A 12,917-nucleotide genomic window follows, 5' to 3' on the forward strand; every position below is an offset into this window, starting at 1 on the left:
TCTACTCAATAACACCTTTTGAAGAAGGCACGCCGCTTTCCGATGACTGCAGTGCAATCTTCAGGCTGCGTGCAAAGCCTTTGAATATCGCTTCGATTTCATGATGTGAGTTGCCTGTTTTTAAAAGATCGATATGCAGTGTCATTCTCGAGTTCATTGCGACTGCATTAAAGAACTCTTCTGTAAGTTCCGTATCAAAGTCGCCGACTTTCTCTCTCGAAATAACTGCATTAAAGCTGAGGTGAGGTCTGCCTGATAAATCAAGCACGACACGTGCAAGTGATTCGTCCATCGGCAGGTACATTGAACCGTAGCGCTGATAGCTTTCTTTTTCAGCATACAGCTCTCTCAGCAGCTGACCGAGCACTATACCGATATCTTCAACAGTGTGGTGACCGTCAACGTATAGATCACCTTCCGCCTTAATATTTACGTACAGTTCCGAGTGAAAACTGAACAGTGTCAGCATGTGGTCAAAAAATCCGATGCCCGTATCTATTTCAGACTCTTTAAAGTCCTTTTCATCATCTATTTCAACACTTAATTTTGTCTCTTTCGTTTCTCTGTCTTTGCTGTACCTAGTCATACGATTTACCCCATTCTGTAATCAGTTCTTTCAGTCTCGGATACTCATCTTCATCGATAATTGAAAAACGTGCGGCATTTTTTAAATTCGGTTCATCGTACACTCTGCCCCTGTAGCCATTTTTATAAAGATATTCATATAAATCTTTCGCTTTGTCACCGTAAGTAAATACAAAGTTTGTATGCGTGGGTTTAATTTTAATGTGTCGGCGCACTGTTTCAAATGCGTCAGCAAGCGACTGCTGCAGTTTCTTCTGGTATTCAAACCAGTCGTTCAACTGAGCCTCATTGCTGAGTAATTCACTGCCCAAATTTAAAGTTAAACTGTTTAACGGATACGGGTGATTAATTCTCGTAATCGTTTCATAAGTTTTTCCTTTTGCGATAACGATACCGATTCTTAAGCCTGCCAGACCGTATACTTTGCTCATCGTACGGACGATAATGATGTGCTCGCCTTCCGGTACCGGGTGATCCAGTGCAAATTCACCGTATGCTTCATCAATTACTAAGTATCCTCCAATCGATTTCATTGCATCCGCAAGCTCATTAATAAAATGACTCGGCAGCAGTACGCCTGTCGGATTATGCGGATTGGAAATAAAGAATACCGATGGTTTCTTAGCTTTAATTTCACTGATTGTTAAATCATAATCGAACGAATAATCTTCACGGGACGGTACTGAGTAATACCGGAATCCCACCTGATTGGTATAAATCTGATACATGACAAAGTCCGGATTCAGTGACATTACACCATTTTTCCCCAGTGTCATAATAATTTTCTGCAGCCATTCATCCGAACCATTTGCCACTTCAATGTTTTCCGGTGAAAAACCGTTACGTTCTGCATACAGTCTTTTGAAACGTGTCAGTTCCTCTTCCGGATACACTTCAATATTTGTACGGTTGACCGCCTTAATAATCTGTTCTTTTGAAAGAGGTGACTTCGGTGAAGTATTTCTGTCCATACTGATCATATTATCGCTCCGTTCTAATATTTAATGACTCGTAGTGCGCATCGAGTCCTTCCTTTTGTGCAATTGTCTTCGCAGCTTCTGCGATATTATTGTATGTTCCCTCTTTTAGATTAATCACTGCATGACTTGTTAAAAAATCATTAACATTCAGTCCATGACTGAAACGTCCGGTCTGATTCGTCGGCAGCACGTGTGAAGGACCTGCTGCATAGTCACCAATTGCTTCCGGTGAGTATTTGCCGATAAAGACCGCGCCTGCATAACGGATTTTGCGGCTGATATTCTGTTCATCAGCATGCTGGATTGATACGTGTTCCGGTGCAATGAAGTTAATTACATCTATCAGTGCTTCTCGTGTATCTGCAATTTGATAATGATTGTTTTTCAGCGATTCACGAATAACGTCTGCCCTTACCTGAGAGCTGATTAAACGGTCCACCTCACTTTGAATACCTTCAATAACTTCCTGATTATCTGCGAGCAGGAAAGTCCGTGCATTCACATCGTGTTCCGCCTGGGCAAAAATATCGTAAGCGACTGCTGTATAGTCCGCGGATTCATCGACGTACAGTAAAATTTCGCTTGGGCCGGCAATCATATCGATACCGACATCTCCAAATACTTGTTTTTTCGCAAGGGCAACGTACTTATTTCCGGGCCCGACGATTTTATCGACCTTCTTAATAGACTCTGTACCGTATGCAAGCGCTGCGATGGCCTGAGCGCCGCCCACAGTATAAACCTCGGTCACGCCTGCAAGATACAGGGCGGCGAATGTAATGTTGTCTTCTGTGAAAGTTGGCGTTACAGCAACGATATTTCCGACACCTGCCGCTGTTGCCGGAACTGCTGTCATCAGTACACTTGAAGGGTATAACGCTGTCCCTCCCGGAATGTAAATACCGATACGTTCAAGCGGATGATAGACATAAGAGAATTCACCATCTTCGAAGTCTTTATATTTTATTGACTGCTGATAATTGGCAATACGTTCTTTTATAAGTATCAGCGAATTTTGTTCGTCAATACTTAAATTATCAAAACTATTTTTCAATTTTTCTGCAGGCACTTTAAAATCTTCGATTTTCTGGCCATCGAACTGTGCTGTGTATTTTTTTAGTGCATCATCTTTATTCTGTTTTACGTCTTCTATTATAGAAAGCACATTATCGAGGCTTTCTTTATCTGTGCTGTCATCAGCTGTAAAATTTTGTTTAAAGGTCTCCGCATTCATTCAATCACTCCAATTTCGCTTAAAAATTCATAGATGCTGTCTTCTTTCGTATAAAACGTCTGCTTATTCGCAATCAGACGCGCCTGGACGTCGAGAATCTTTTCGTATTCAATCAGACCATTATCACGCAGCGTGTTCCCTGTCTGCACGATATCCACAATACCGTCTGCCAGACCGAGAATCGGTGCAAGTTCCACTGAACCGTTTAAATGAATCAGCGATACCGGCTGCTGCTGGTCGTTAAAATATTTGCGCGCTATATTTGTATATTTGGAAGCTACTGTGTTGAAGTGCTCAACATCCGGAGGCCCCGCTATTGCAAAATGGCATTTACCAAATGGAAGACCCGATACATTTAAGTAGCTGAACACTTCTTCTTCAAGAATATCACTGCCGACTATACCGATATCTGCAACGCCGCGTTCCACATAAACAGGAACGTCAGGTCCTTTTGCAAAGATAAAGCGAATGTCATCCACAATTGTATAGAGTGCACGTGATTCATCTTTTAATACTTTACTGTATTTATACAGTTCATATTTCTCCAGATATGAAACGAAATCATCAAACAAACGTCCTTTGGATAATGCTACTGTAATCATAAAATCCCTCCGTCTGTCAGGTTTAATGCGATGCCGAATGCATTACTGTTATACTCTCCACCGCTTAATATTGCTGAGTTGGAATTTAAAAATGCCTGGAAATATAAACCATTATAATAATTTTGCGGTGAACGGAAAGACAGATCCAGAATGAATTTTGTTTCTTCTTCGTCTATCTTTTCTTTTAAATGTGCAATTGCCTGCATCACTTCTGTATCTCCAAAAATGCTGCTGACCATTTTAAACTGATCGCTTACTTTCGCACTCATGATTTTATATAAGTCGTGATTTTTGCCGAGCAGTTCACGAAGTTCTGAAATGTTTTTTGTATAGATGAGCTGACGCATTGTATCCGGCAGATTATATTTTTCAATAAATAAATCAATCAGCTGATCATTATTTATAACCAGGGTTTTAATTGATGTTTTTGCACATTCTTCAACAAAATTCATATGCATTAAAAGTGCATTTATAATGTCCTCTTCCTCGGCTTTATAAATTTCGACACCAGCCTGATAGAAAGATTCGTTCTCTCTGACAACCGGTCCAAAATAACCGAAACGTGTATCGTCTGAATAGAAGTTGCTGTTGAAATTCAGCAGCGTCCGAGTCCAGTCGCTGCGGATCGCATACATTGCATTACTTCTTTCAAATACGACACTCGTCGGGTGATGGTATTTATCATCCATGGAAAAAGGTTCTATCATGTTCATATCAACCAGGGTGTAACCTGTTTCGTCGAGGAGTCCCATATATTTCTCTCCAAGAGCGAGTCTTTGCAAAATGAATTTGTTGTTTGTCATAAATACTCTCCTTTAGCACTTTAGCGAGATAAAGAATTGCCAATAAATAAAATAGTAACAAAAATAATTCATATACACAACCATTTTCTTTATCACTTTAGTATGTTAAAGTGATAATACAATTATTTTTACGGAGTTGAGGCTATGCAGATTGATAAATTAAAAGGGCGGGAACTGGATGATTTGTTCGACGGAATTCTATCGTTGGAAACCAAAGAAGACTGCTATAAATTTTTTGACGATATTTGCACTTCCAATGAACTCGTTGCATTAAAGCAGCGTTTCCAGGTTGCAAAGCTTATTGATGAAGGCAAAACATACTCCAAAGTTCAGGAAAAAACGGGTGCATCTAGCGCAACTGTATCGCGTGTCAAACGCTGTCTGGACTACGGCAGTGAAGGCTACCGTACTGTTCTCGACAGAATAAAATAACGCCAGGCGTTACTGCAATTTCCACAGCTGTGAACATGTGTTCACAGCTGTTCTTTTGTTTAGCCGCTTTTTATTTGAATTCCGGCGTGCGGATGATATATAGTGATTCAATCATTGGAACAACGCAAAATATAAGGAGTATATATAAACTCTGTCGGACTATGAGGGATATCAAAATGGCTGAAAAGAAAAGATTCGCTGAAATTGACGCACTCCGCGGCATCGCTGCTATGATTGTCGTACTTTATCACTACATTGTTTTTTATGATGAGAAATTTGGACATTTAAAAGAAAACTATATCGACATACTGTCTTTTGGACATTACGGGGTCCAGCTGTTTTTTATCATCAGCGGCTTCGTTATTTACATGTCGGTGCTAAAAGTAAAATCAACATCAGATTTTTTAACAAAAAGAGCAATACGACTTTACCCCACGTATATCTTTGCGATTGTCGTGACGGCTCTCGTTGTCGGCCTGTCATCTGTCGATACGCTTAAAACAGGTGTTATCGATACGTTTATCAATATGACAATGTTCCAGGACTTCTTCGGCGTTAAAAACGTCGACGGCGTATACTGGTCACTCCGTGTGGAACTGACATTCTATCTGTTAATGGCACTGCTCCTGATTTTTAATCTGCAGAAGAGAGTTATGCTGTTTACCAGTATCTGGCTCGGAACATCTGCGATAATACAAATTACAAACGGTATTGCAGGTACAGAAACAACAGCATTGCTTGAGAAATTCTCCATGTCGAATTACTGTCAGATGTTTATCACCGGTATTATGTTTTACTACATTTGGCAGCACGGTAATCATTTTAAATATTATCTGATGATAGGTGCATCACTGATATATGATTTCTCATTTGAAGGAATGACGAACGGTTTATTCACTCTATTTTTCATCGCTGTATTTTTTCTGATACTGAATGATAAAATGCAGTGGCTGAAATCCAATACGCTTGTTTATCTTGGAGCGTTATCATTCCCCTTATATTTAATTCACCAGAATATCGGCTATGTAATTATTCAGAAACTCGAATCGCTCGGATTTCTGCATGAAGTATTTCTTGCTGTCCCGCTCGGAATCAGTCTTGCAGTCGCACATATAATCCTTCACTATGTAGAAAAACCGAGTCATAATGTACTGTTTAAACTTTATAAAGAAAGACAGCTGGCTATGTCGAATGTCTCGAGATAAAAAAATTAGACGCCCGATTTCGGACGTCTTTTTTGCATTTACTAATCATCCTGTTCACTTTCAAGGATTTCCAGTGTTTCTGCATTAATTGTATATTCGTGTTTCTGTCCTTCATATTCAAGATCGATGTCGTATTCAGGGGTACCATCATCCATACTTAATGACCATTCTTTAACTTCCCCGCCGCCAATGTCTGCAATCGCTTCATCAATTGCATCATAAGCTTCGTTCAGTGAGTTGTAATCAATCACTTCGTCCTGATTATCATCGTCATCGTCTTGTTCAGTTCTAACATCAATGACTTCTTCTGTGTCGTGGTCAACTACAACTTCAGACTCTTCACTGCCGTTATTTAAGTCGACTTTATAAACCCAGCTGTCACCGTCTTTTTCAAATGAAATTTCGTGGATATCACCTTCAGCTTCTTCTTCAGCTATGGAAATGGCATCAGCCGCCATCAGACTGATATCTTCAAGTGCGATTGTCTGATTACCTGATTGACCGCTGTCAGTATCGACTTTATTGGAAGAGCCTTCCGTTTCAGTACTTTCACTTGATGAATCATCAACATCGTCTGCTTCATCTGCATTAGAATCTGTACTCGTATCGGAGTCTTCACCATTGTCTGCGCCCTCATCCGGTGTATTTTCTTCCGTTGCTGCATCCTGTTCCGTACCGCCGTGCTCTGTGCTTGTTTCTTCACCTTCATCCGATGCTTCCTCTTCTGTTATCGCTGCACCTTCAGGGGATGTATTCGCTGAATCCTCATCTTCACTGCTGCATGCTGCCATAATTAAACTCGAGGACAGCAGCAGTCCAATTGTTTTTATTTTCATTGTGAATTCTCCTTTCAACGTCTTAGTCTTATAATATCCTGTTGCTGTTACAGACAAACATATTTTATTAAGACGATAACCATTTATCATTTATACAGTTATGGATATAATGGAACTATTATGAGATTTAACTATAGGAGTGTTAATCAGTGACTGTATCAGATAACAGTAATGAAGAATATAAAACACGTTATTTTCAGCTGCTGGCTGAAAAGTTTAATTCAGAAGAAAAAGTTGCGACTGAAATTATAAACCTGGAATCTATTTTAGAACTCCCTAAAGGCACCGAGCATTTCGTCAGTGATCTGCACGGCGAGTTCCAATCGTTCCAGCATGTACTCCGTAACGGGTCCGGCAACGTGAAAGTGAAAATTGACGACCTGCTTCAGGACCGTCTTTCAGAAGCTGAGCTCAGTGAACTTGCAGCTCTCGTTTATTATCCGGAGGAAAAATTAAAACTTATTAAAAACCAGTTCACGGATAAAGAGGAATTAACTGACTGGTATAAAGCTAAAATTGAACAGCTGATTGAGCTTGTTGCTCATTCTTCTTCAAAATATACCCGTTCCAAATTGCGTAAAGCACTGCCTCAGCATTTTGCTTACATAATCGAAGAGCTGTTATATAAAAAAGATGAGCACGATAACAAAAAACGTTATTACGATCGTATTTTAAACGAAATTATCGAACTGGGTCAGGCTGATAAATTAATTACGGGCCTTGCTTTTACGATTCAGCGTCTGGTTGTTGATCACCTGCACGTTGTCGGTGATATTTATGACCGTGGACCTGAACCCGATAAAATCATGGACACGCTGATTGATTACCACTCAGTCGATATTCAGTGGGGAAATCACGATGTGCTGTGGCTCGGAGCTTATGCCGGCTCCAAAGTATGCCTCGCAAATATTATTCGTATTTGTGCACGCTACAATAATCTCGATATTATTGAAGATGCATACGGTATTAATCTGCGCCCGTTATTTACGCTCGCAGATAAGTACTACGATGATAATCCTGCATTCCATCCGAAGAAAACATCGGACAAAGTGTTATCCGATCACGAACAGCTGCAGATGACTAAAGTTCAGCAGGCAATATCAATGATTCAGTTTAAGCTGGAAGCACCGATTATTAAAAGACGCCCAGGCTTTGAAATGGATGACCGTTTAGTACTTGAAAATATTAATTACGACACGATGGAATATACTGTTGACGGCAAAGTTTATCCGCTTGAAAACACATGCTTCAGTACAGTCAATCCAAATAATCCTTCAGCTCTTACCGAAGAGGAACAGGACGTTATGAATACGCTGCTGATTTCGGTTCAGCAGTCCGAGAAACTTAAACGCCATATGAACTTTATGATGAAGAAAGGAAGTCTGTACTTGCGGTATAACGGCAACCTGCTGATTCACGGCTGTATTCCAGTTACGGAAAACTGTGAGATGGAAGGCATGGAAATCGACGGTGAAGTTTATTACGGCAGAGAGCTCCTCGATCAATTTGAGAAGTATTTACGTCATGCATTCGTTAATCTGGATGAGACTGAAGACCTCGCTACAGATTTAATCTGGTACTTATGGACAGGCAAGAAGTCATCGCTGTTTGGTAAACGTGCCATGACAACATTTGAACGTTACTTTATCAGTGACAAAGCAACGCATAAAGAAGAAAAGAACCCGTACTACTATTTACGTGAACAGCCTGAAATGGCAGAGAAATTCTTAAAAGAATTCAATCTGGATCCGGTGAATGGACACATTATAAATGGTCACACGCCTGTTAAAGAAAAAGAAGGTGAAAACCCAATTAAGGCCGACGGCAAGTTAATTGTAATCGACGGGGGTTTCTCAAAAGCTTATCAATCGACGACAGGCATTGCCGGATACACTCTCCTCTTCAACTCATACGGCATGCAGCTGGTTGCCCACCAGGAATTTAACTCCAAAGATAAAGTACTGGAAAATGAATCCGATGTTCTCGCAGTCAGAAGAATAGTCGATGAAGAACTCGAACGTAAAAAAGTAAGAGATACAGAAATCGGTAAACGTCTGAAATATGAAATCGATATGCTGAAAAACTTAATGACTCACCGTTATATCAATTAAATAAAACGATAAAAAATAACGCTCATAGATTGCTATGAGCGTTATTTTGGCGCTATATATTATTGTGCTGTAAAGCCGCCGTCGACAGTTAATGTGTTTGCTGTCATAAATGAAGAGTCATCTGATGCTAGGAACAATGCTGCTTTAGCCATTTCTTCTGATGTACCAAGACGTCCGATTGGCGTACTTTCAGCCAATGCTTCTTTTACTTCCGCCGGTATAATCGGAGTATCGATGAATCCAGGACAGAGTGCGTTTACTCTGATATTTTCTTTTGCATACTCAATACCTAATGATCTCGTTAAGTTAATCACTCCGCCTTTTGCTGCGTTATAAGCAGCACTCCCTGCTGCACCGATCCAGCCGTACATTGACGCTGTGTTAATAATATTACCGCTGCCTTGCTCACGGAAGTAGTCGATTGCCAATTTCGAGAATAAGAATACTGCATCCAAATCTACGTTTACCGTTTTGCGGTATTCATCATACGTTACTTCATGAGTCGGTTTCGTTGCACCGATTCCTGCGTTATTAAACAGAATATCTATACGTCCATATTTCTCTATTGTTTTATCAAATACTCTCTTAGCATCTTCCTCGCTCGTTACATCCGCCTGAACGAAAATTGTGTCTCCGCCCATCTCTTCTGCAATTTTGTTTCCTTTTTGCTCGTCTAGATCCACAAGTACCAGCTTTGCGCCTTCCTCTTTAAATAAGTCTGCTGATGCTTTACCAATCCCTGAAATACCACCTGTGATAACGACGACTTTATCTTGCAATTTTGCCATTTATATTACCTCCAAAATGAATTTCTTTCTTAATTACATTGTATCATTTAAATTTTCTGATTATACAGTAAAAACCACTGAAAACTACATGTGAAATTGTTCACATTAAACAAAAGTATCTTTAAACTATGAAAAAACGGGTATTAACTCTGGGTAGCAATCTTTACATACAGAAGAAAGGAGAATTCGATGACTTCATATACAGTCGGTTTGATTCCGGCGCCCGGAATGCCGCGGACTTTGATTGAAAAAATTATTGATGAGTTGCCAGAACTTACCGAAAAGTATATTGATGCAGACTGTATATTTAAATTTGAACTTGAAGTCAGTCCTTTAGCGAGTTCGGCGGAATATATTAACGAAACAATTCACAGAATGGCAAAAATAAAGAAAAAAAATGACTGGGATTATGTTATCGGTATTACCGATTTGCCGAGTTTGTCTGAAAATAGAGTGGTCGTCTCCGAATTTGATTCACAAAAATCAGTGTCGCTCATTTCCCTTCCTGCACTCGGTTTTTTTTCTGTAAAAAGAAAATTAAGACGTATGGTGACACATCATATGGAGTATTTGTATAAATATAATGAAGACAGCATGTCATTCAGCTCTAGAGAGTTATCTTCTCCAACGGTAATGAATATTTCCCGGGAAACTCCAATCGAAGACAATGAAAGTACCAACCGCTATATTATTAAATCCTACATCATCGGCTGGCTGAAAATAATTTTAGGCATGGCTTATATTAACGAACCATGGTCTATTGTTACTAATTTTAAAACCCTGGTATCCCTGGCTTTTGCCACCGGCACATATATTGCAATATTCTCAACACCGTGGGAGCTCAGTATAGATTATCAGCCCTGGCGGCTGTTTCTACTCATGATTTTCGCGGTTATCGGTATGGTGTTCTGGCTGATATACGCTCATAAATTATGGGGTAAATCATCAACAAAAACAGCAGTTCATTACCGCTGGCTTTATAATCTGACAACTTTTATGACCTTGTTATTTGTAACCATTGCGAACTACGTCATCCTTTTTATTCTGCTTACAATATCCGTTACGATGTTTGTTCCTCCTGAAATTTTTAATGACTGGACACAGGCAGACGAGGACTTCACTGTCATGAACTATATCAATCTGATTTGGTTTACAACTTCCCTCGGTATACTGGCAGGTGCATTAGGTTCTACTGCTGAAAGCGAAGAGAAAATCCGCAGTGTGACATATTCCTACCGTCAGCTTTACCGCTATCAGGAACTGCAAAAAGAAGATGATGAGTCTGAAGAGAATAAAAAAGAGGAGGCATAGTATGATTCGTCTAGGTATAATTGCCGCACCCGGGCCGGCTAAAAATATTACTTATAAGATTAAAGATGAACTGGCTGATAATTTAAAGCACTCATTGCTGACAGACGATGAATGGGAAATTGATATTATTGTGGATCCGCTGACCGGCGAAACGGAATTCAGTGAAAAAATCTTTGCCAGAACAGACGAATACTTCCGCGATTACGGCTGGGATTTTTTAATCAGTATTACTGATCTGCCTTTATTTTATAAAGATAAGACAGTGGTCATTGATATCGATACATCAGATGGCATAGCGATGATATCTATCCCCGCCTTTGGCTGGCGCCCGCTGAAGGGAAAAATTCAAACGGCTATTATTAATACACTCAGTATTATAAATAAAATTTATCAGGGTGAAGATAATATTAAAGATGAAAACAGTGCTCTCAATAAGATGTTCACCTTTTCAAAACTGGTTTTTTCCAAAGATTTTTTTGAGGATTCAAAAACGAGACATCTGCTGTTTCATCTGAATTCAAAAATGGGAGGAGCTGCCAGACTCGTCACCGGCATGACTTTTGCTAATAATCCATATAATATGATGCAGAGTTTAAGCGGTGTTACGGCGATTGCCTTTGCTACAGGTGCGTTCGGTATTATTTTTTCGACCATGTGGAATTTAAGCTACCTGTTTCCGACATGGCGTTTAGCTGCAATTTCAGTACTGGCCATATTCGGTATGCTGCTGTGGATTATTATTTCCCACGACTTATGGGAAAGTTACAAAGAAAGCGGCAGCCGCAGAATAACTTCACTGTACAACAGCACAACATTATTAACCTTATTTATATCACTGTTATTTTATTATTTGCTTTTATACCTTTTATTTCTGGCAGCGGGCATTATTTTACTGCCGCCTGACTTTGTCGCAAAAACTATTCAGGCTGAGCATATCGGGGTCAGATTTTACCTGGAACTTGCATGGTTTGCAGCCTCTCTAACAACAGTAGCAGGAGCGATTGGTGCCGGATTCCAGGATAAGCAGGTTATTCAGGAAAGTACTTACGGTTACCGGCAGCGAATGAGGTATCAGGAAAATGAAGAAGAAAACGACGAGTTATAGTTTTGTTTTAATAATTTAAAGAGTGGTAGATAAGACAATGATCTTAATTTCAGAAAAGGATGGGTGTAATGTCAAATAATATTCCTATTTTTCAAATGCACGATGGATATAAAATACCAGCTATCGGTTATGGCACATCAAGTGTTATCGGCAAGAGCGGTGCAGAGAGTGTTGAAAATGCACTGAAAAACGGCTATCGTCTCATCGATACTGCCATTCGCTATGAAAATGAAGGCGCCGTCGGGGAAGGTATCCGACGCAGTTCGGTACCGAGAGAAGAAATTTTTGTGACTTCAAAATTGCGCGGCGGACTGTATGATTACGACAGGGCACTTGCTGCAATTGAAGAATCACTGTTCCGTACAGGATTGGAGTACTTTGATTTATTCCTCTTACATTGGCCGAACCCTAAGCAGGATAAATACACAGAAGCATGGAAAGCATTAATCCAGGCTCAGAAAAATGGCTATGTCCGCTCAATCGGAGTATCAAATTTTGAACCCGCACATATTAATCGTCTCATCGATGAAACTGGAGTAAAACCAGCTGTGAATCAAATTGAATTACATCCTTACTTTAATCAAAAAGAAGTGAGAGAGTTTAATAAGGAACACGGCATTATTACTGAAGCATGGAGTCCGTTATCCAGAGCAAGAACAGTTATCTATGATGAAACACTAAAACAATTAGCCGAAAGTAAAAATAAAGAAATTGCTCAAGTTATTCTCCGCTGGCATTATCAGCACGGCGTGCTTTCAATACCAAAAGCATCCAGCTCCAAACATCAGCTGGCAAACTTAAATATTTTTGACTTCGAACTTACAGAGACCGAAATGCAGAAAATTGATTCTCTTACTCAGGAAGAAGGACGTATCGATAACCAGAACCCTAATGAGTATGAAGAATTTTAGTTTCTTAAGATTCC

General features: G+C 39.8%; 13 protein-coding genes. 6 read left to right on the top strand and 7 right to left on the bottom strand.

What is annotated here, in order from left to right:
* Position 1: 1 nt before the first annotated feature.
* Genes hisB through RZ44_RS06970 form a run of 5 tightly spaced genes read right to left on the bottom strand, consistent with a single transcriptional unit; the run spans position 2 to position 4,204 of the window.
* The gene (gene hisB, locus RZ44_RS06950; RefSeq protein ID WP_035809829.1) at positions 2–586 is read right to left on the bottom strand and encodes an imidazoleglycerol-phosphate dehydratase HisB; all 585 of its coding nucleotides are present in this window, start codon (positions 584–586) and stop codon (positions 2–4) included.
* Positions 579–1,565, bottom strand: coding sequence for a pyridoxal phosphate-dependent aminotransferase (locus RZ44_RS06955; protein WP_035809830.1), 987 nt, complete (start codon positions 1,563–1,565; stop codon positions 579–581). Before RZ44_RS06955 ends, hisB begins: the two co-directional genes overlap by 8 nt.
* Before the next feature lies 1 nt (position 1,566).
* Positions 1,567–2,799: a histidinol dehydrogenase gene (gene hisD / locus RZ44_RS06960; RefSeq protein WP_035809831.1), complete on the bottom strand. Its 1,233-nt coding sequence runs from the start codon at positions 2,797–2,799 to the stop codon at positions 1,567–1,569.
* Positions 2,796–3,401, bottom strand: a complete 606-nt coding sequence (gene hisG, locus RZ44_RS06965; RefSeq protein WP_035809832.1) for an ATP phosphoribosyltransferase — start codon at positions 3,399–3,401, stop codon at positions 2,796–2,798. The genes hisD and hisG overlap by 4 nt, the downstream gene beginning before the upstream one ends.
* Positions 3,398–4,204, bottom strand: coding sequence for an ATP phosphoribosyltransferase regulatory subunit (locus RZ44_RS06970; protein ID WP_035809834.1), 807 nt, complete (start codon positions 4,202–4,204; stop codon positions 3,398–3,400). The genes hisG and RZ44_RS06970 overlap by 4 nt, the downstream gene beginning before the upstream one ends.
* A 144-nt stretch (positions 4,205–4,348) precedes the next feature.
* Between RZ44_RS06970 and RZ44_RS06975 the strand changes: the two genes are divergently transcribed.
* The gene (locus tag RZ44_RS06975; protein WP_035809835.1) at positions 4,349–4,636 is read left to right on the top strand and encodes a YerC/YecD family TrpR-related protein; all 288 of its coding nucleotides are present in this window, start codon (positions 4,349–4,351) and stop codon (positions 4,634–4,636) included.
* 176 nt (positions 4,637–4,812) lie between these two features.
* Positions 4,813–5,841 carry an acyltransferase family protein gene (locus RZ44_RS06980; RefSeq protein ID WP_035809837.1) on the top strand — a complete coding sequence of 343 codons (1,029 nt, stop codon included), beginning with the start codon at positions 4,813–4,815 and terminating at the stop codon, positions 5,839–5,841.
* Between the two features lie 41 nt (positions 5,842–5,882).
* Here the strand turns inward: RZ44_RS06980 and RZ44_RS11210 are convergent, their stop codons facing one another.
* Positions 5,883–6,677 (bottom strand): PepSY domain-containing protein, encoded by a 795-nt coding sequence (locus tag RZ44_RS11210; protein WP_052108872.1) that lies wholly within the window; start codon positions 6,675–6,677, stop codon positions 5,883–5,885.
* Between the two features lie 149 nt (positions 6,678–6,826).
* On the opposite strand from RZ44_RS11210, the gene RZ44_RS06990 reads away from it, so the two are divergent.
* On the top strand, positions 6,827–8,788 hold the full coding sequence (locus tag RZ44_RS06990) for a fructose-bisphosphatase class III (protein WP_035809839.1): 1,962 nt from the start codon (positions 6,827–6,829) through the stop codon (positions 8,786–8,788).
* A gap of 59 nt (positions 8,789–8,847) precedes the next feature.
* On the opposite strand, the gene RZ44_RS06995 is transcribed toward RZ44_RS06990, so the two are convergent.
* The gene (locus RZ44_RS06995) at positions 8,848–9,576 is read right to left on the bottom strand and encodes an SDR family NAD(P)-dependent oxidoreductase (RefSeq protein ID WP_035809841.1); all 729 of its coding nucleotides are present in this window, start codon (positions 9,574–9,576) and stop codon (positions 8,848–8,850) included.
* 189 nt (positions 9,577–9,765) lie between these two features.
* Between RZ44_RS06995 and RZ44_RS07000 the strand changes: the two genes are divergently transcribed.
* The 3 genes from RZ44_RS07000 to RZ44_RS07010 all read left to right on the top strand — a co-directional run bounded on the left by RZ44_RS07000 (position 9,766) and on the right by RZ44_RS07010 (position 12,903).
* Complete coding sequence (locus RZ44_RS07000; protein ID WP_052108875.1) at positions 9,766–10,887, top strand: hypothetical protein; 1,122 nt, start codon at positions 9,766–9,768, stop codon at positions 10,885–10,887.
* Between the two features lies 1 nt (position 10,888).
* Entirely contained in the window at positions 10,889–11,992 is a 1,104-nt protein-coding gene (locus tag RZ44_RS07005) for a hypothetical protein (protein ID WP_052108877.1), read from the top strand.
* Between the two features lie 68 nt (positions 11,993–12,060).
* Complete coding sequence (locus RZ44_RS07010; protein WP_035809842.1) at positions 12,061–12,903, top strand: aldo/keto reductase; 843 nt, start codon at positions 12,061–12,063, stop codon at positions 12,901–12,903.
* The last annotated feature ends 14 nt before the right edge of the window (positions 12,904–12,917 follow it).

It is taken from the genome of Jeotgalicoccus saudimassiliensis (genome assembly GCF_000756715.1).
In the GTDB taxonomy this organism is placed as follows: domain Bacteria; phylum Bacillota; class Bacilli; order Staphylococcales; family Salinicoccaceae; genus Jeotgalicoccus; species Jeotgalicoccus saudimassiliensis.